The sequence below is a fragment of the Xenorhabdus miraniensis genome (genome assembly GCF_002632615.1).
This window is the reverse complement of sequence record NZ_NITZ01000010.1, coordinates 142,618-162,204: the sequence shown is the minus strand read 5'-3', so window position 1 is coordinate 162,204 and position 19,587 is coordinate 142,618. Positions and strand designations below refer to the sequence as shown.

Here is a 19,587-nt window from a genome sequence, read left to right as displayed (position 1 = left end):
AGAAACTCCTTACATAATTGAGCGATAACCCTGAATCATTGAAGGTGACAGATACCATTCCGTTTCTGAAGGTTGGCTGAGCACGCGCATTCGCAGCCATGTCCCCTGTGCAAGGCAGAACGGGAAGAATTGGTAGAGTGAATTGGCGAATCGATACATTTCGCCGGCATCGGTATAAGCGCTTTCATCCAGCATCAGGGTAACCAGCAGACAGCGAACGGGTCTGTCCCGGATTATCCTGTCACCCCATTTTGCCTCTATATTGGCGATCCCGCCGATCATGCGCCGGATATTCCGGCTGGACGCACGATCAGTATCTGCATACAGATCAAAATCCTGTAGTAGTTGTTTGACTGACGCGCTCATTTCCAATAAATGGCTGCCGACAGAATAATGTGACAACAAATCCCAATGACGATGGCTATCAACAATCGGAGGATAAGTTTGTGAAGTGGGAGTGATATTTTTTAATTGAAAAACTTCGGGAACATTTTCTCCCGTCTGGCAGATCTCACCCAGTACAAGAGGTGCCTGATGTTGTTCAAAGCCATAAAAATGGCAAATGAATTCACGCTCAGGTGGTTTACGCATCAACTCCGCTTTGCTGTCATAGAAAATCAGCTCATACTGTATTCTGCCCAGCGCATCTTTGCTGATTTCAAGCGCATAGAACCAAGCCTTGTCGTACTCTGGGTGATAACGTTCCATACCTGTCAGGAGGCTGACCGGATAAAACAGGTATTCATCCCCGCGTCGTTCCTCTTCTGTGTTTGGCTCATTTTTCAGTTCAATACCTGCAATATGCAGAACACCCTGAGCTGGCATTAAGGGTAAACGATAACGTGCTGTTTCTGGGGCAAAGGGAAGTGTCACTTGGCTGTTACGCGCCATATTAACCACAGGCGCACAATGAAGCTGGAATGCAGACTTTATTTGAGCTGCTGACAATGGCAATACTGTATTCAAGGTCAGAACGACACTGAATTCACGATGTTTTGCCAGTTTTAATCGCTTTGCCATGGTCGGCAGAGGTAAATTCAGAAATTGGTTAACATGTGGCAGGTAAAAAGACTCAACTAACAATTGTGGCGCCCAGTTATCCCCGACAGCAGATGACAGAGCCAATCGGGAAGCGCCTGAGCGCGGTTCAAACCGATCTCCGTGTGCTTTATAAACTTGACCGTCGTGATACAGTTCAGCACCATCATAATATTGAGTCAGCCCCAGCATCAGGGCATCCGCAACCTGCTCATCACTGCTCAGGAATAAATTAATCGGCTGGGTCAGCCACTCTTCCTCTTTACCAATATAACGAAATTTTAAGGTGATTTTAGTCGTCTGTACCTGATGTGTAATTTCACGTGACACTAATATCAAAGGCTCAATAGGACATTCTCGGCAAGTGACAAATGGCTGTCGATGATGCGTATGAACTTCTGTTCCTGCCGGTACGGAAAAAGCAAAATCCCCCTGCGTGCCACTGTCAAACTGAATCATACTGGTCGCAGGGATACCTTTGATCGGCTGTGCCCGTAATCTTTGCAGTAACGGCTGAGTCAACTCAGGGAAAGCATCATCGACTTTCTGACTCAAACGGGCCATTAAAGCAGCAAAGCCCTCATTAACCCTTTCAGCATCAGGATCCCTGCCACTCAGTACATCTTCAAGATGTGGTTTCTCTTCACGCGCAGATTTTGCAAGTTGTCTTAGGTAATCAAGTTCCCACTGATAATAATACTCAAACGATTTCACAACTGACTCCTTTTCCTAAAGCGGCATGTTGTGAGAATGACCACTTTGCATTTATACCCGTCCTTCAAGTTGCAGCGTTAGCGTTGTTGGCATCCTGAAATACACAGGGTATATGTTTAGTTTATTAATTTCAGGTAAGTACATAATCTTTATCAATTCTTATGAATTAAAAAGAACTGCTTAATATATACTCTGTCGGGTGTATGTCAAAACAAAAAATAGCGAACATATTGTCCCTTTATTCCCATTTATTCATCGAGAAAACATTAGAGTATCTAAGTATTTTTATTTAAAATTAATAAGCAATTTTGATGAGTTAGCCATTAAAAGCTTAAAATACACGATAGGGGGAATCTAACTATGACAGACTCCCGTTTCTTGCAGATTTCCACGACCGATAGGACAGGGGAGCGGTACTGAAAAACCTACATAAAACATCTAACATGCTGTATTTATAAAAATAAATTCCCATCATTTGTTAAAGTGGTTTTACAGAGCGCTAATAAACGCTCTGTATTCTATTTATTAATTTTTTCAGCACTTAATTTCTTTTCATCAAATATTGTCCTTAGATATCTCCTCAACCTGAGATATATTTGGAGGCATAATTTTATCTAACTCAACCAAAATATCTTCGATTTGAGATTCCCAATCAGTTGGTTTTGGTTCTTGACGTAAAATAAATAGCGATGCAAATAACGTTCTTTGACGTTGAAAATCGACTGAACTGACCGCCTCTTTTCCTTGAATTAAGTATTTCGCTATAAAGGTCAAGAGATAGGCTTTACCTATTCTTTCATTGTGGATATTAGGAATACGAGGTCTGAAGGTATGAATAAGCAGGTTATTGTTTTCATCAAAGCCATAAGTTCTTAAAAGCAATACATTTTTATAATGCACAGCCTCTAATTGTGTATAGCGTGCAATATACATTTTACCTTTTGCCCATGTGTAAAAAATTTTCTTTTCTCTGTCAATAACAAATGGAGCTAATTTACGAGAGAAAAATAGCAAATATAAGAAGAAAGAATTCGCAGTAAGGAAAAGCAGGAAAAAACCTCCGTCTAGTAATAAATCATACCTCACTGTGGATTTTTTATAGAACCCACTATCCGTATAACGAATATGAAAATATTGCAATATTGATATGTTTTTGGAATGGCTAATATATTCATATTTTTTAAAATACTCAGGGAGTTTAGGATTTAAATAAAATTCATTTCCATATCTTTCCTTAGCAATAGTAACCATCTCAAGGTAAAATTTTTCATTGCCTTTCCAATCATTAATATAATCATTAATAAAAAAACAAAATCCTAATAAAAAACCAATAAGAGCAGGAATAATAATATTATTTCGATAATTGTTAGTTTCGTTAATTATTACACAATTTTCATCATTAATTAATTCAACAGTTCCCTCATTTTCTAATTGTTCCTTATCTAATACTCCAATGTCTTCCTTCAAAAGAGGATCACACACTGCTGATAGTCGACTTACTCTTATTTTATTAGTTTTTTCATTGTTCATTTATTAAACTCTTTTGTTATTAATAATTCTACAATTAACTTTTTTATCTAAATTAAAATTTAGAGTAATTTATCATCATTATATCCGTAAATTGCATTTTCCCATATTGGTTCTTCTCCCCACTTATAACGTAAAGGAGAAATAGTATCCTCAGTGGGCATATAGTACCAAGAAAGTTTTAAATAATTAACATGTTCCTCTTCAATTTTTAATGAAAAAGTAAGAGTACCGTTTTCATCAATTGGATTTTTATCACCTAATTTTTTGTTTTTATGAAATATATTTGATAGAGCTTCTTCCATTAAACTTTCAAATCTTTCCTTAGCCTTCTCATAAGCTATAAATGTGAAATAATAATTAGAGTGTTTCTTTCCTTCTTCACCATAAGAAGATTTCGATATTTTATAAACAAATTCTGATTCTCCCAATCTAAAATTAGGTAGTAGAAAAGTATAAATTACTTTTCCTTTTTTATTGTTTTCTTTTTTTAAAATTGGTCTAATAAAAAGATTTAAAAATTCTTGTTGTTCAACTAAAAATGCTTTTCTTGTTTCGTTATTCATTCTGTTGGCCTTAGAAAACTGTTCATTTATATTATTCGGCCTTCTGGTATCCCAAAAAGCATACTTACTTCCCCTTCCCCAGAAACAGTTATTCAATAAACTTTCAAATTCATCTTTACTAAATAAAATCACACCAATATAACCTATTCCGGCTAATGCCATGCCCGTCCAAAATATAGGCCCTCCCAATGATGCTAACCCGGCTCCCCCTGCTCCAATTGCGCCTCCAGTTGCCGGAGTGGCTAACAAAAATGTACCAGTCATTATAAATGTACCTGTACCAATAGCGGCGTGTGAATAACCTTCCATTTCATTACCTAAAGAAAAAGCATGATAAGCATCATAATATGAAAGCCCTCCACTTAAAATTCCCGTTGCCACCACAGCTCTCTTTGCTATTATTTTTACATAATCGCTATTTAACATAAGATTACGTGATGCAGTTCCCAACAAAGCTCCTATTACAGGACGATTTATTTTCTGTGCCAGTAATTCCGCCCTTGCTGCTGCCTTTCCTAAGAGCTCAGAAACATTTCTTGCTGCAACCATTCCACCAATGACTGTATTCAAATATGTCAAACGGATATAAAGAGTTCTGCTACTCGCTTTCAGTGGATCATTTTGGTCGAAATTAGATTGTGATGCTAGGGAGTAAAATGTATACATTTTCATATACAAATCTAATCCACTCAAACTACAATCAAACAACACACTGGTCTGTGCCTTAAAATGCTCCGCAACCATATAGCTGAACTTTGGTTTATTAAATTTAATTGTAGGTACTTTTACGTATAACTCATAAGTATAATTATCAACTCTTTTAAACCAGTTAAAGACTTTTCTGCCGCCCCATTTTTTCAGCTCAGTATTAATGTTAGCCATACCTCCTTTAATTTTACCTGGAATTCCTTGATTTTTATATTCTTCTAGTTTTTTTAACAACTTATTCCACGATTTTTCATCTAATACAACATGATTTCCATTCTGTATTTCAACGCCTAAAAAAGACAAACACTTAATAGTGAAATATTGGTTTAACTTTTCGACATTTCCTGCATAGGCATAAGTTGATATTTGATTTGCTTTTTCCGCTCCAACCACAAATAAATGTGCAATGATTTCAGCCGTGGCATTTAATAATTTATCTACTCCTTTGGTAAAATATTTTGCCATTACATCTTTGTTTGCTCCATCATGCGCTAACGTGTTGGCAACACCGTTGAGAGCAACATCCCAAGTGCTACTAGATTCTGAGGCAAGATCCCCCGCTAATACACGCAGTGATGTAGACATTCCTGCATCTGAGCTTTTTAGTGGCCCAAGCAACTCCGAAATAAGAGTACAAAATACCTTAAATTCTTTGGCATCTTCTTCACTGAGATCATCTTTTTTCTCATTCACCGAGAAGAAGTTACTGAAATAATGAGTCAGCCCACCTAATTTATCAGCAACGCCTGGGTCTTCAAAGAACCCCCTATATAAAGCAACAATCGCCTCCTGAGTTTCATTTACGTCTTTAATCGGATCTATAAGCTTAGGCCACCAAGTTCGCCAATTATCTAAATGGATGTTGTCTTTGAATTGTTCACTCAGCGTAAAGTTATTTACAACTGCATATTCCAGTTGCTCAATAAATTGGCCTATTGTGAGGGGATACATATTGGTAGCCATGTAACTTCTCTGCCAAATAGAAAGCAAAGTATGTACATTCAAAAGATCACGCTGGTATCCGACTGGATCGTGTAAAACAACAATTTTAGCTTTATCTTTGTAATACGGGCATCGCACACTGTCCATCTGACGCATTACCAGATCGACATCCATTGCATAAGTATCTTCTGTAGTTAAATCACCAAGATTGATGGGAGGTGCGTTTGGATCTTGCAGGTCTTGCAAATGTTCATGATAGCGATGAAATTGTTTTTCAGCCTCTTTAAATTCTTCTATTAGAGCCTCTATATGCTCCTCTGTGGCATCAATAGCATATGAAGATTTTTCATCATCCAGATCAACAAACTGCATTGCATTTCTGCGAAAAGATTCATCTTTATCTATTTTGTCTAAAATTCGTTCAGAAAATGAAACTTCACTATAAACAATACTAATTTTAGATACGTCTTTATTAAGAGCCAGAAAAGGATAGCCTAATCCCGCTGAACCATTAGCAGGTTGTATTTTTTCCCAGGATGCGTTACCTGCTTTTCTTTCATATTGGGTATATTTTACAATTAATCCTCTTATACCGTCTTTTATCTCTACAACTTGAGGACCATACTTAAAAATTAATAACCTCCCTTTATGTTGAGATCCCCGTGTTTTTAACGGTTCTTCTTCCTTTACATATATCCAACCAGCTCTAGGCATTCGAATGCAATAGCCATCTGTCGGAAACAGGGATAGAATTTCTGGGTCAATATAATCATATATTGGGGATGGCAACTCAGCTTTTGAGTCCTTTGCTGAATCAAAAAAGTTCATATAGGCATATCTGGCAGGATAAACAGGCCGGATATTGAGATCACATGGCCTGACAACGGTATCCATATCCAACTCATGAGGTATGCGTGCCTTCGCCTCATCAACCATCTTTTCAAAAGCTTGTTTTGCTTTTGCAGAAGCTGTATCAACAGCTTCACCAGTTTTTGTGAAAATAGGATCAACAATGTCCATTTCTCTTTTTTCCTATGTTATTTTGTAATCTGGTTCTTAAAACAATACTCATAACAAGTCAGTGCCCGCACCTCTTGCACCTGTGCTTCGTTATCCCGCATCAGACTTCTTCCCGCTACTAGATACAGAATGGAACGCTGTTGAGTGAAACCCGCCAGACAAACAAAATTGGCTTGTTGCACCATAAAAGCTGGCAGTTGTTCTTTCTGTTCTGGCGACCGTTCAGGTTGGGTCTTTAGTTTATTCATTTCAGGTAAGCGCAAAACCTTTACTAATTCTTATGAATTAAAAATAATCGCTTAATATATACACTGTCGGGTGTATGTCAAAACAGAAAATAGCGAACATATTGTTCCTTTATTCCCATTTATTCATCGCAAAAACATTAGAAGCTTAAAACACACGATAGAGGAATCTAACGATTGGAGGCATTACCACTATTATCAAATAACCCTTCACCAGCTCTCTATTGCTGAGCGGCTGTGGTAATTTATTCAATAAGTTAAAGTGATTATGAAGACATCTTCATTACAGTTGAAAAATCTCTTTTCCTTTCTGATTTGCAATTCTTTTGGCTAGTGTCTTAACTTAGGGCATAGAAACATAACTTGACTCTTAAACAAATAATTTAATCAGATTCGGAGGTTGTATATGGGTATCCTGTCATGGATTATCTTTGGCTTAATTGCCGGGATCCTGGCTAAGTGGATTATGCCGGGAAATAACAGCAGCGGCATCATTATGACAGTGATTCTGGGAGTTGTGGGCGCTGTTGTGGGAGGGTATATCAGCACATTCTTTGGAATGGGAAAAGTTGATGGTTTTAATTTGGGCAGCTTCGCTATTGCCGTTATCGGCGCGATGCTTGTCCTATTTGTATACCATAAAATTTCCAATCAGTAACTTTATCTTAAAGCTCACAACTTATATGATAAATAACAAGAAAGGGCATGTTATTTCAATGCCCTTTACTATCATTATTTTTTATCAACTATTTTTCCGAGCGTTATTTTTCTAATGGAAGTGAATCATCAGCTCCCCATTCAGCCCAAGAACCGTCGTATAATCCAACTTCTTTGTGACCAATCATATCAAGCCCCAATACTAAAACGGCGGCTGTCATTCCAGAGCCGCAACTGGTAATAATCGGCTGGTTTAAATCAACGCCTTGTTTGTGAAAAATTGCTGCAATTTCTTCTACGGATTTATAACATCCATTGTCAATCAATGCTGTCCACGGAACATTTTTAGCACCAGGAATATGGCCCATTCTCAGACCGGGGCGAGGTTCTGGCACTTTTGCCTGAAAACGGTCTTCCGCTCTGGCATCAATAAACTGTATCGGTTCATTCTTGTGCAGGATATTCAGGATCTGCGCCTGAGAACAGACTTTTTCGGGGGTAAACTGAACATTAAACACATCGGGCGGGCGAACGACTTCCCTTGATTCGGTTGGATAACCCGCTTGTCGCCAGCCTTGTAACCCGCCTTCCAGAATGCGGACATGGCGGGCACCAAAAATTTTGAATGTCCACCATGCGCGTGGAGCAGAGAACATATTTCCCTGATCGTAAATAACCACCAGATGGTTTTCATTGATGCCCATTTTATTAACCGCCTGACAGAAAGTTTCTGGTTCTGGCAGCATGTGAGGCAGATTGGTCTGTAAATTGGCAACCTTATCAAGATCAAAGAACTGAGCGCCGGGAATATGCTTATCTAACCAGAGTTGATGATAATCGATGGATTGAGTAGGCATCGGGGCGCTGGCATCAACAATAACGACATTCTCATCATGGAGATGCTCGTTTAGCCATTGTGGACTGACAAAATATTCATTTTTCATGAGCTTCCTCATCTGGTGTCGTCATACCGGATATTACAAACTGATACATTGTCAAAAATGGATACTGTAATATCAGGTATTGCGATAAAAACTAATTTATTTATTGTTGCTCTACTGGGGAGTTTCCCTGCTGAGTCTGTTGTGGCTCTTCTGCTGGTGTTGTGGAGCGGGTGTACATATTCAACCCTGCCAGAAAGACGCCACCAATTGAGCCAATAGAAAATAATATGATGATAATGAGCAGGATTTTTTTCATCTCTGTATCCAATAAGGTTTTTAATAAAGCGTTATAACAGCCATAAACAATGCCAAAAGATAGAAAGCCAAAAGTATATCGGCTTCTATGCTTCAGACAAGCAATAACCATTTTTATCATATTGACAGTAAAACAGTCAGAACGCTGGGAACAACTTCCCAGTAATGAGTATATGAAGCTGATTTGATACTCACTCTATGGGAGAATAGCCTTCCAATTTTTAAGCAGTAAAACTTATGGCACTTTCCAGTTCAATAAAAAATCAAATTAGCCAATGGTATAAGGCATTATCCATCCATATTGATGGTTTTATCCCACGAGCACCTCAGCGCCAAATGATCGCAGAAGTTGCAAAAACCCTGGCAGATGAAGAAGGGCGGCATTTGGTGATAGAAGCGCCTACGGGAGTAGGGAAAACTTTATCGTACCTGATTCCGGGGATTGCCGTCAGTCGGGCAGAACAGAAACCATTGGTGGTGAGTACGGCCAATGTTGCCTTGCAGGATCAAATCTACAGCAAAGATCTGCCGTTGTTACGCAAGATTATTCCTGATCTGAAATTCACAGGCGCTTTTGGCCGTGCACGTTATGTTTGTCCACGTAATCTGGAGGCGATTTGTGCCGCAGAGGGAGAGCAGATTGATCTGATGTTTCTGGTTGAAGATCAAACGGAAATCACCAATAGTGAAGAGCGTGAGTTATGTCGTCGGTTGCGTAATGATTACTCGACTTTTGTATGGGACGGCCTGCGTGATCATCATAAACTGGCGTTATCGGACTCGCTGTGGGCAAAAGTCAGTACGGATAAGATGAATTGTCTGGCGCGAAATTGTCAGTTTTATCATCGTTGTCCCTTCTTTCTTGCCCGTCGGGAGATTGACAATGCGGATGTTGTTGTTGCCAATCACTCTTTGGTTATGGCTGCGCTGGAAAGTGAATCCGTTTTACCGGAAGCAAAAAATCTGCTGTTGGTATTGGATGAAGGGCACCATATCCCTGATGTTGCAAGGGATTCGCTGGAAGTTGAAGGGGAAATTACGTTATTCCAGCTTAATGGGCAGTTAGATTCATTTATCCGTCATGTGGAGCAGTATCTGATTCAATTCCGGCCAACCAAACCGCCTGCGTTGGCAAATGTCACACGATTGCAGGCTCATTGTGAAGCAATCCGTGAACATTTTAAGGAGTTGGCAATGATAACACAGGCTTTATTGCCTGAACGCGGTGAAGCGGAAGAATATTTATTCGAACTGGGAAAGTTACCGGATAGTTTGCTGTTGTGTTGTCAGCAGTTATTTAAGCTCACCGATGGTTTACGTGGTTTAGTAGAAGCGATTTTAAATGACCTGAACGATCAAACGGCTAAACAGGATATTGTCCGACTGCATCGTGCCATCCTGCAAACCAGCCGGACATTGGGCTATTTTGAGAATATGGCAAAATTGTGGCGTTTGGCCTCGCAGGAAGAATCTTCCCACGCGCCGATATCAAAATGGTTAACACGCCGCTATGAGAAAAACCAATCACATCTCTATTTTCACTGTGCAGGCATTCGGGTCAGCGAACAGCTAACTCAGCTACTGTGGCGTAACATTCCCCATGTTGTGGTGACATCGGCGACATTGCGTTCGCTGAATAGTTTTTCCCGTATTCAGGAACTGACTGGCTTACATGAAAACTATGGTGATCGTTTTGTTACTCTGTCATCGCCTTTTGAGCATGTACGGCAGGGGCGCTTGATTATTCCCCAAATGACACAAGAACCGACGATTCAAAATGAGATGCAGCATCTTGAGGAAATGGCGCGTTATTTCCGTTCGCAGGTGATAGACGGGAAGCATCGGGGAATGCTGATATTATTTAGCAGTCAGCGTGCGATGGAAGGTTTCCTCACTTTTGTGACAGATTTGCGGTTGATGTTATTGGTACAGGGTGATCAACCCCGTTATCGGTTGGTAGAAACACATTGCAAGCGGATTGATGAAGGGCAAGCAAGCGTTCTGATTGGGTTGCAGTCATTTGCAGAAGGGCTGGATTTAAAAGGTGATTATCTTTCTCAGGTACATATTCATAAAATAGCCTTCCCGCCTGTGACCAATCCGGTCATTATCACCGAAAGTGAATGGCTGAAGTCATTGAAACGCTATCCATTTGAAGTACAAAGCCTGCCAAGTGCTTCCTTCAATTTGATTCAGCAAGTGGGAAGGTTAATTCGTAGCCATGAGTGTTATGGTGACGTGGTGATTTATGACAATCGGTTATTGACCAAACGTTATGGCCCACGTTTGTTGAATTCTTTGCCTGTATTTCCTATCGAACGGCCTGATGTTCCCTCGGAACAGGCGTTGGCGCTAATGAAAAAGGATAAATAATGTAAAATTTAACATTATTTATCCTTTAACCAAAAACAGGTTTGTAACTGTTATTTATACTACTTTTTTCAGGAAGCAGGTTTTCAGTACTAACCCTTTGATTTTGTCAGCATTACACTCAATCTCATCTTCGCGATGAGTCAGGCGGATGTTTTTAATCAATGTTCCACGTTTCAAGGTCTTGGAAGTCCCTTTTACTTTTAAGTCCTTGATGACCTGAACTGAATCACCGTCATTCAGTAATGCACCGTTGGAGTCTTTAACTTCGTTATCCATTGTATGGCGTCCTCATGTTTATTTTTAAATCAAACAGGGATTATAGAGAGAAAAATTATTTTTTTAAAGGTTAGTGTGGTTTTTTAGAATATAACCGCTGTTTTTAAATGTTTTTCTTATCAATTGTATGCAAAGATGTAAAAAAGGCCACAGAAGTGGCCTTAAGATTTTTAGAAATAATATTTTTAATTTATTGCTCAATGTTTGCTTCGATAAACCATAAAAATTTGTCGAGATCACGGGAAGCCGCCGTAAACATATCTGCTGTGTCTTCATCTTCCGCATCAACAATCGCCTGACGAATATCATTGGCAACAATGGCATAACGATCTGCCAGCGCCTTAAGATGATCTTGTACGTCATGAATATTTGTTGGATAACTTTTCAGCGTTGTACGTTTATTCACTTCCTGAACGGTTCCTAATGCTGTGCCACCCAATTGAACTGCGCGTTCTGCAAATATATCCAGATGCTCAATAATGGCACTGCGAAAACTGTCCAGCATTTCATGAATAGCAATGAAATTCCGGCCACGCATATTCCAGTGGGCTTGTTTAGTCAGCATGGATAGATCGATAAATTGGATCACCATATGATTCAAGGCGATAATCGATCTCTGTTTAACATCTTCATCAACATTATTGCGGGTATAAAGCAGACCAGAAGCTTGGGGTTTGATTAATTTTGCTGTACTCATAATAGCGCTCCCTTAATTCCGATTAATGAATTGCCTCATTAGATTTGATAATTATAGCTGACAAATTCTCGTGAGCCACATTGCTTATCCCTATTGCATTAATAGGTATTGGTATTAATAGGTATGATATGGATGGGTATGATATTGATAGATATTTCATGAAAATAAAAAACCGGAGGATATTGAATTTCCTCCGGTCTGAATAAATAAGCTAGTATTTTGGTAAAAATAACTATTCTATTTTTTCTATTTTAGTTTTTCGTTTAATGGTGGATGTGGAGCCGATGGAAGCACAAATAATACAGAAAAGAGCAACCCACTGAGTCATTGTCAAATGCTCATTAAGGAAAATAATGCCTGATAACGCGCCTAATGCTGGCTCAAGGCTCATTAATGTCCCAAATGTTTTGGCTGGCAGGCGAGTGAGGGCAATCATCTCCAGTGTATAGGGGAATGCGGTAGATAAAATGGCGATCCCCAGCGCAATAGGCAGCAGTGAAACATCAAACAGTAATTCAGGGCCAGTCTGTATTAACCCGATTGGGAAGAAGATAAAGGCAGCAATCAGCGAACCAATAGAAACGGTAGCGGCACCATAGCCAGCCCCCGCACGTTGCCCGAAGATAATATAAAGTGCCCAGAAGACGCCGGCTCCTAAAGCATACAAAATCCCGATAGGATCAAGTGTACTGACACTATCCCCGATTGGCAGGAGAAAACCTAAGCCGGCGATGACCAAAGCAATCCAGAGAAAATCCAGTGGGCGCCGGGAAGAAAACATGGCAACAGCCAAAGGCCCTGTGAACTCAAGTGCAACGGCAATGCCGAGAGGAATGCGGGACAAGGCCATATAAAACAGATAATTCATCGCCCCGAGTGAAATACCGTAGGCAAAAAGAGGAATCAGAGAATCTCGCTGAAATTTCAGGCGCCACGGTTTAAAAATCAGAAAGAGAATAATTGTTCCCAACGCAAGTCTCAAAGCTGTGACACCAGGCGCACCGATGACATGGAATACTGTTTTAGCCAGTGAGGCTCCGGCCTGAATTGATGTCATCGACAGTAACAATAAAATAATGGGGAACAGTGGAAAAGAAACTGCCCGATGTTTAGAAAGAGACATTTAAAAAAAACCTCAGTTACAACGTATTAATTAGGGGGGTGTCATCTTCGCAGTGAAACAGATATAACTCAACAGTATTATCAGTTGTATGCTTGTTAGTCTATCGTATAATCAGAAATTAAAAAAACAATAATGGAGTTTAGTTTATGAAAGAAAATGCGATTAAAAATGCACCAGAAAAAAAAGGTTCTGTAAAAAGTATTGCGGTTTATTGTGGTTCAAGCCTTGGTATATCTGAGGTCTATAAAGAAAGCGCGATATCTTTTGCGACAGAGCTGGTAAAACGTGACATTACTTTAGTCTATGGTGGAGCAAGCGTAGGGATCATGGGAACAGTTGCGGATACTGTCCTGAAAGAAGGCGGTAAAGTGATTGGTGTTATCCCGACCTTGCTGGAAGAGCGTGAAATTTCCCATAAGAATTTATCTGAACTCCATGTTGTGGAAACTATGCACCAGCGTAAAAGCAAGATGATCGAACTGGCAGAGGGGTTTGTTGCTTTGCCCGGCGGCTTTGGTACATTGGAAGAATTCAGTGAAGTTTTTACCTGGAGTATGATTGGGTTGAATAGTAAACCTTGCGGTATCCTCAATATTAACCAATTCTATGATCCTTTAATTTCTATGATCGACAGAATGGCAGATGAGCAGTTCTTGCAGGAAAAATATCGTCATATGGCAATTGTTGAACAAGAACCTGCTTTATTACTTGACCGTTTTAATGATTATGTTGTTCCTTCTGTTAAAACTTACTTCAAATAATTTCAACGTAAGGGGAAATATAATGATAATAAGAACAGCTTTGATGCAGGATGTTGAGGCGATTTTATCTCTCTATTATGTCTTATTTAGCGAAATGGCAGCGTTACAGCCAGATAGGATCAAAGCGACTGAACAAGACAGAGATTTTATTGTTTCTAATGTGGATAATAGCAAATTTCATTTACTTGTTGCAGAAGATGAAGATAGCAGCATAAAGGGATTTGCCATGGCACAAGAACAAAAGACACCGCCTTTTAATTGCCTGGTTCCCAGAACTTATGGCTATGTTTTTGATCTGGTAGTAAGTCGGGATGCCAGAAATCTCGGTATTGGTCGGAAATTATTGGCTGGAATGCAGAAATGGGCAAAAGAAAATGGTTATTCACATCTGGAACTGGGTGTATTATCTAAAAATGTTGATGCAATACGCTTTTATGAAAGGGAAGGGTATCAAGAAGTGAATAGAACTATGGTGATTACTCTGTGATCCCCACGTCCTGCGCGATGACGCTTCAAGTTTTGTGCACCGTCCATGTTCAAGCTATTTGCAATAATAAGCGTCTATTTGAACCATCAGAGTTACATTCTGATGGTTCATGTTTATTTGTCTCTGTAAGTTGTTTATAAGTTGTTTTCTGGTCAGTTAATCTTTTTGGCAATACTTGCTAAAAAAGCATTTCTCTTCCAAAATCAGAATGATTTGAGGGTAACCTTTGAGGTTTCACCCATCATTAATAAAATAATGATATTAAGTGGTAAGTTAACTTTATTTTTTGAATAAGGAAACTAAATTCAGGCAGAAAAATAAAATGGTGAAAAAATGAAATTATCAAATAATAAAATTAATAATGGTTACATCTTAAAGTTATCACTGTTTATCATAATAGCAGGATTGGGATTACGTATACCAATATCCTATATTCCGCCTATGTCATTGGAAATCATGGATGATTTGAAAATCAATCACTCTACACTGGGATTAATAACTTCATTGTCACCCCTTTGTTTCTTTCTGTTCTCGCCTTTGACACCTTACTTTGAAAAGAAAATAGGGTTGTATAAGACCCTGATAATGACTTTTATTGTTGCGATTTTTGCTTATTTTTTGAGGTCAAACAGCTCTGTCATATTATTGTTTGTTTCTACTATCATGTTTGGTTTTGCCATCGCATTGGGAAATGTTGCATTGCCCTCATTTTTTAAGCGATTAGGCAGTAGCAGAATAGCTATATTATCTTCAGCTTATACTGCCTCCCTGTATCTGGGGCCTGCGATAGCAACAGCTTTAACCTTGCCGATTAAGAACATATTTGATATATCCTGGAACAAAATCTCATTGGCTTGGATAGTTATCCCTATACTTTCTATGTTGTTAATTTTATTTTTTTCCAATAATAAACAGGTATCAGTTGAAAACAAAGCGATAGCTAGCAATGAGAGATATGAACGCCTTGAACGTGCAATCAATCCGTGGGTAAGTATACCGTGCTGGATTATGGCAATCTATTTTTCGGTTTTGTCATTTAACTTTTTCATTATCACCGCTTGGTTTCCTGAACTGATTAGTTCCTATGGCCTAAGTGAAACTAATTCTGCATTCTATGCCTCTCTATTTCCATTAATTGCTATTCCTTTTGCTACATTAACTTCATTTTATATTTATAAGATTAAACAACAGAAAATTTTATTTTTTATTAATCCCATTATTTTCATAATCGGAATATTGATTCTGGTTTATGGTAGTAACGATCTGATCCCTATTGCAATTGCAATTATGGGAATAGGTGCAGGTATTTGTACAGGGGTTGCATTTTTGTTGCCTCTACTGAGATTTAATAACACCGCAAATGTGACAAAAGCAAACGCCATGATGCAATCAATGGGTTATTTAATTGCGTTCTTTGGCCCTTTAGTTTCTGGTTATGTCCATGACTTAACCGGGTCATGGACGATTGTATTATGGATATGTGCACTGACTCTTTCTATACAGGCAATTTTAGGCATAGCCATCGGTAAGAATGAGAAATATGATCAGGATGAATTAGCCAGCTAAAGCTGGCTATAATGAGTTCATTTCTTAGCATTATTGTTTAAAGCAATTCGGTACTCTCTTAGTACTTCGTCGATAATCCAACTGGTTCGGGCGGCAGATTCTCCATTAGATGGGCAAATTCCTTTGCCCTGTATCTCAGCAATAACTTTCTGGATTAATGGCATTTGAATATGTTTTGGGTTTTCAAAATGGTACTGATGATGTTGGTTATTTTCATCATAATATGAAATGGGGGAGTCACCGAATGTGGCAAAAACTATCTTGCCTTTGTCTCCGATAATTTCGACTTTATCCTCACGAGAGGTGGCGACAAAATTCCAAATTCCAACACCCTGAATCTGGTTTTCAAACATAAATGACATGGAAACGCAATCCTCGGCGGGATAGGCTTTTGCCTGTGAGTTGGCATGTCCTTTAACTGATATAATTTTACCGAGCAGAAAATCCAATATATCGAGTGTGTGGCAAGCCAAATCAACAAATAAGCCACCACCGGATATTTCTGGTTTTACAAACCATGGCAAATTATCAGGATCTTGATAGATAGAAGCCATTTCCCTGAATAGCATGCAATTTACAATTCGAGGTGAACCAATTGCCCCGGAATCAATTAACTCTTTTATTTTGATAAACCTGGGTAAAGCCCTACGATAATAAGCGACGAACAGCGGGACTTTTTGTGATCGGCAGATGGCAATCATTTCGTTGCATTCTTCAAATGTCAGTGCCATCGGTTTTTCAACATAGACAGTTTTTCCCGCTTGTGCTGCTAAGATTGTATATTCTTTATGGGTAGAAGGTGGGGTCGCAATGTATATGGCATCAATTTCAGGATCATTAATCAGAGATTCGGCATCTGAATACCATTTTCTGATATTGTGTCGCTTGGCAAAATCTTTGGCTAAATCAGCATTGCGGCGCATTACCGCCACTAATTCAGAGTGTTCTAGTTTGTAAAAAGCAGGGCCGCTTTTTACTTCAGTGACATTACCACAACCAATAATGCCCCATTTTACTTTTTGCATTGTATTTTTCCGGTGTATCAAATTGTTGAGTCGTACAATTCAGGGAAAGTTTATAACAGTACCGCTTTGAGCTCTGTATTTCCCCGTTCTATAGATTATCTCTGTTTATAGAAAAAATAATTAATATTCAGTATGTTATTTGATGTCTTTCTCTAATTTTGAAACTGAGCAACGCATTCTGGCGATACTTTTTTCTGGTTGTGGCATAATGCGCGGCTATCAATTTTATAAACTTCCTTTTTATTCACTTTAAGAGCAAAAGTTGTGTTAAGTACAAACAACATCACCATGCAGTTTGGCAGTAAGCCACTGTTTGAAAATATTTCTGTCAAATTCGGCAACGGCAACCGTTATGGTCTGATTGGTGCGAATGGGGCAGGTAAATCTACGTTCATGAAAATCCTGGGCGGAGATTTAACCCCAACTTCTGGTAACGTCAGCCTTGATCCGAATGAGCGTCTGGGTAAATTGCGTCAGGATCAGTTTGCATTCGAAGAATATACCGTGTTGGATACGGTTATCATGGGACACTCGGAGCTGTGGGAAGTTAAACAGGAACGTGACCGCATTTATGCCATGGCCGAAATGAGCGAAGAAGATGGCTATCGTGTGGCTGATCTGGAAGTTGCCTATGGTGAGATGGATGGTTACAGTGCCGAAGCGCGTGCTGGTGAGCTGTTACTGGGCGTGGGTATTCCTGTGGAACAGCATTATGGCTTGATGAGTGCAGTCGCCCCGGGATGGAAATTGCGTGTATTGTTGGCACAGGCACTGTTTTCTAATCCTGATGTGTTGCTGCTTGATGAGCCAACCAACAACCTGGATATCGATACTATCCGCTGGTTGGAGCAAGTGCTTAATGAACGTGACAGCACAATGATCATCATTTCCCATGACCGTCATTTCCTGAATACCGTATGTACTCATATGGCTGATTTGGATTATGGCGAATTGCGTTTGTTCCCGGGCAATTATGATGAGTATATGGTGGCGGCGACACAGGCTCGTGAGCGCCTCATGGCAGATAATGCGAAGAAGAAAGCACAAATTGCTGAGCTACAGGCTTTTGTTAGCCGCTTCAGTGCTAACGCCTCTAAATCTAAACAGGCAACTTCCCGCGCTCGTCAGATTGACAAGATCCAGTTAGACGAAGTAAAAGCTTCCAGCCGCCAGAATCCTTATATCCGTTTTGATCAGGATAAAAAACTGTTCCGTAATGCGCTGGAACTGGAAAGTTTAACCAAAGGGTATGATAACGGGCCACTGTTCAAGAACCTGAATCTGCTGATGGAAGTTGGCGAGAAGATGGCAGTGATTGGTGAAAACGGTATCGGTAAAACCACATTCCTGAAAACGCTGATTGGGGAAGAAGCGCCAAATAGCGGTACGATTAAATGGTCTGAAAACAATACCATTGGCTATTACGCACAGGATCATGCCAGTGATTTTAACTGCGATCTGACTGTCTTTGAATGGATGAGTCAATGGAAGCGCGAAGGTGATGATGAGCAGGCAGTGCGCAGTATTCTTGGTCGTTTATTGTTCGGTCAGGATGATATCAAGAAGAAAGTGGGTGTGCTTTCCGGTGGTGAACAAGGCCGGATGCTGTTTGGTAAGCTGATGATGCACAGGCCAAATATTTTGGTAATGGACGAACCCACCAACCACTTGGATATGGAATCGATCGAATCTTTGAACCTTGCGCTGGAACTCTATCAGGGAACGTTGATTTTCGTCTCCCATGACCGTGCTTTTGTTAGCTCATTAGCCAGCCGTGTTCTGGAGATTAAATCCGATAAGGTGGTTGATTTTAAAGGTACTTATGATGAGTATCTGAGAAGTCAGGGTATTGCTGAGTAATTCTGCTTAACGTTTATAGCCCCGTTTATTTTACGGGGCTATGATCAGGGTTACTGACAAACCTCACATTTAGGGTCTTTAGGCAGTTTGATCCCACGAAATTCCATTGTCATTGCATCGAACAGTAATATTTTTCCATGACAGGTTTTTCCATATTGAGTCAATAGCTTAATGGCCTCCATGGCCTGTAAGGAACCAATAGTTCCCACCAATGGCGCCATGACGCCTGCTTCAACACAAGTCAAATTGTTTTCACCAAATAACCGACTCAGGCAACGGTAACAAGGTTCTTCAGGTTGGTAAGTAAAGACGGAAAGCTGGCCTTCCATGCGAATGGCTGCACCAGAAACCAAGGATGTTTTACGTTTGTAGCACAAGCGATTGAGTTGTTCACGGATGGCAACGTTATCTGTGCAGTCAAGCACAATTTCGTGCTGGTTTATTAATTCATCCAATGCAGGATCATCTAATAATCCTTCAATGGGATGAATAGTAACGTGCGGGTTAATCTCCCGCAGTGTCAGGGCCGCTGAATGAACTTTTGGCATACCAATGCGTTCATCGCGATGGAGTATTTGCCTTTGCAGATTGGAAAGGGAAACCGTATCAAAATCCAGCAGGGTGATAGTTCCAACACCAGCCGCAGTAAGATATTGGGAAGCCGCGCAACCGAGGCCTCCCGCACCAACTATCAGCACTTTGGCAGATTTTAATCTTTCCTGCCCGTCGAAATCGAAACCCCGCAAGACAATTTGTCGGTTATAGCGCAGGGTTTCCTCATCGGTAAGTTCGATAGTCATTGT

Annotated in this window: 17 protein-coding genes; 6 read left to right on the top strand and 11 right to left on the bottom strand. The window is 39.8% G+C overall.

Annotated elements, in window-relative coordinates; translation table 11 throughout:
* Positions 1-9 precede the first annotated feature (9 nt).
* The 4 genes from Xmir_RS11635 to Xmir_RS11620 all read right to left on the bottom strand — a co-directional run bounded on the left by Xmir_RS11635 (position 10) and on the right by Xmir_RS11620 (position 6,763).
* The gene (locus Xmir_RS11635; protein WP_099114410.1) at positions 10-1,752 is read right to left on the bottom strand and encodes a type VI secretion system baseplate subunit TssF; all 1,743 of its coding nucleotides are present in this window, start codon (positions 1,750-1,752) and stop codon (positions 10-12) included.
* A 555-nt stretch (positions 1,753-2,307) separates the two neighbouring features.
* Positions 2,308-3,282 (bottom strand): hypothetical protein, encoded by a 975-nt coding sequence (locus Xmir_RS11630; RefSeq protein ID WP_099114409.1) that lies wholly within the window; start codon positions 3,280-3,282, stop codon positions 2,308-2,310.
* Between the two features lie 59 nt (positions 3,283-3,341).
* Positions 3,342-6,515, bottom strand: a complete 3,174-nt coding sequence (locus tag Xmir_RS11625; protein ID WP_099114408.1) for a toxin VasX — start codon at positions 6,513-6,515, stop codon at positions 3,342-3,344.
* A 17-nt stretch (positions 6,516-6,532) separates the two neighbouring features.
* Complete coding sequence (locus Xmir_RS11620) at positions 6,533-6,763, bottom strand: hypothetical protein (RefSeq protein ID WP_099114407.1); 231 nt, start codon at positions 6,761-6,763, stop codon at positions 6,533-6,535.
* A gap of 403 nt (positions 6,764-7,166) precedes the next feature.
* Between Xmir_RS11620 and Xmir_RS11615 the strand changes: the two genes are divergently transcribed.
* The gene (locus tag Xmir_RS11615; RefSeq protein ID WP_099114406.1) at positions 7,167-7,418 is read left to right on the top strand and encodes a GlsB/YeaQ/YmgE family stress response membrane protein; all 252 of its coding nucleotides are present in this window, start codon (positions 7,167-7,169) and stop codon (positions 7,416-7,418) included.
* Between the two features lie 103 nt (positions 7,419-7,521).
* Here the strand turns inward: Xmir_RS11615 and sseA are convergent, their stop codons facing one another.
* Together sseA and Xmir_RS25210 are read right to left on the bottom strand one after the other, a co-directional pair.
* Positions 7,522-8,361 carry a 3-mercaptopyruvate sulfurtransferase gene (gene sseA, locus Xmir_RS11610; RefSeq protein ID WP_099114405.1) on the bottom strand — a complete coding sequence of 280 codons (840 nt, stop codon included), beginning with the start codon at positions 8,359-8,361 and terminating at the stop codon, positions 7,522-7,524.
* 100 nt (positions 8,362-8,461) lie between these two features.
* Positions 8,462-8,617, bottom strand: a complete 156-nt coding sequence (locus Xmir_RS25210) for a hypothetical protein (RefSeq protein WP_167385972.1) — start codon at positions 8,615-8,617, stop codon at positions 8,462-8,464.
* 236 nt (positions 8,618-8,853) lie between these two features.
* Between Xmir_RS25210 and dinG the strand changes: the two genes are divergently transcribed.
* Positions 8,854-10,989 carry an ATP-dependent DNA helicase DinG gene (dinG, locus tag Xmir_RS11600; RefSeq protein ID WP_099114403.1) on the top strand — a complete coding sequence of 712 codons (2,136 nt, stop codon included), beginning with the start codon at positions 8,854-8,856 and terminating at the stop codon, positions 10,987-10,989.
* Between the two features lie 54 nt (positions 10,990-11,043).
* Here dinG and Xmir_RS11595 read toward each other — a convergent pair whose 3' ends face one another.
* The 3 genes from Xmir_RS11595 to rhtA form a co-directional block, all read right to left on the bottom strand.
* Entirely contained in the window at positions 11,044-11,265 is a 222-nt protein-coding gene (locus tag Xmir_RS11595) for an alkylphosphonate utilization protein (protein ID WP_099114402.1), read from the bottom strand.
* A 190-nt stretch (positions 11,266-11,455) separates the two neighbouring features.
* Positions 11,456-11,962, bottom strand: coding sequence for a DNA starvation/stationary phase protection protein Dps (gene dps / locus Xmir_RS11590; RefSeq protein ID WP_099114401.1), 507 nt, complete (start codon positions 11,960-11,962; stop codon positions 11,456-11,458).
* A gap of 232 nt (positions 11,963-12,194) precedes the next feature.
* Positions 12,195-13,085 (bottom strand): threonine/homoserine exporter RhtA, encoded by an 891-nt coding sequence (gene rhtA / locus Xmir_RS11585; protein ID WP_099114400.1) that lies wholly within the window; start codon positions 13,083-13,085, stop codon positions 12,195-12,197.
* Positions 13,086-13,231: 146 nt separating this feature from the next.
* On the opposite strand from rhtA, the gene Xmir_RS11580 reads away from it, so the two are divergent.
* The 3 genes from Xmir_RS11580 to Xmir_RS11570 all read left to right on the top strand — a co-directional run bounded on the left by Xmir_RS11580 (position 13,232) and on the right by Xmir_RS11570 (position 15,899).
* Positions 13,232-13,846 carry an LOG family protein gene (locus Xmir_RS11580; protein WP_099114399.1) on the top strand — a complete coding sequence of 205 codons (615 nt, stop codon included), beginning with the start codon at positions 13,232-13,234 and terminating at the stop codon, positions 13,844-13,846.
* A 22-nt stretch (positions 13,847-13,868) separates the two neighbouring features.
* Positions 13,869-14,333: a GNAT family N-acetyltransferase gene (locus Xmir_RS11575; protein WP_099114398.1), complete on the top strand. Its 465-nt coding sequence runs from the start codon at positions 13,869-13,871 to the stop codon at positions 14,331-14,333.
* A 333-nt stretch (positions 14,334-14,666) separates the two neighbouring features.
* Complete coding sequence (locus tag Xmir_RS11570) at positions 14,667-15,899, top strand: MFS transporter (protein WP_099114397.1); 1,233 nt, start codon at positions 14,667-14,669, stop codon at positions 15,897-15,899.
* A 17-nt stretch (positions 15,900-15,916) separates the two neighbouring features.
* Here Xmir_RS11570 and Xmir_RS11565 read toward each other — a convergent pair whose 3' ends face one another.
* Complete coding sequence (locus Xmir_RS11565; protein ID WP_099114396.1) at positions 15,917-16,924, bottom strand: Gfo/Idh/MocA family protein; 1,008 nt, start codon at positions 16,922-16,924, stop codon at positions 15,917-15,919.
* Between the two features lie 264 nt (positions 16,925-17,188).
* Here Xmir_RS11565 and Xmir_RS11560 point away from each other — a divergent pair, with 264 nt between their 5' ends.
* Complete coding sequence (locus Xmir_RS11560) at positions 17,189-18,784, top strand: ABC-F family ATPase (protein WP_099114395.1); 1,596 nt, start codon at positions 17,189-17,191, stop codon at positions 18,782-18,784.
* Positions 18,785-18,834: 50 nt separating this feature from the next.
* Here the strand turns inward: Xmir_RS11560 and moeB are convergent, their stop codons facing one another.
* Positions 18,835-19,584 carry a molybdopterin-synthase adenylyltransferase MoeB gene (gene moeB / locus Xmir_RS11555; RefSeq protein ID WP_099114394.1) on the bottom strand — a complete coding sequence of 250 codons (750 nt, stop codon included), beginning with the start codon at positions 19,582-19,584 and terminating at the stop codon, positions 18,835-18,837.
* Between the last annotated feature and the right edge of the window lie 3 nt (positions 19,585-19,587).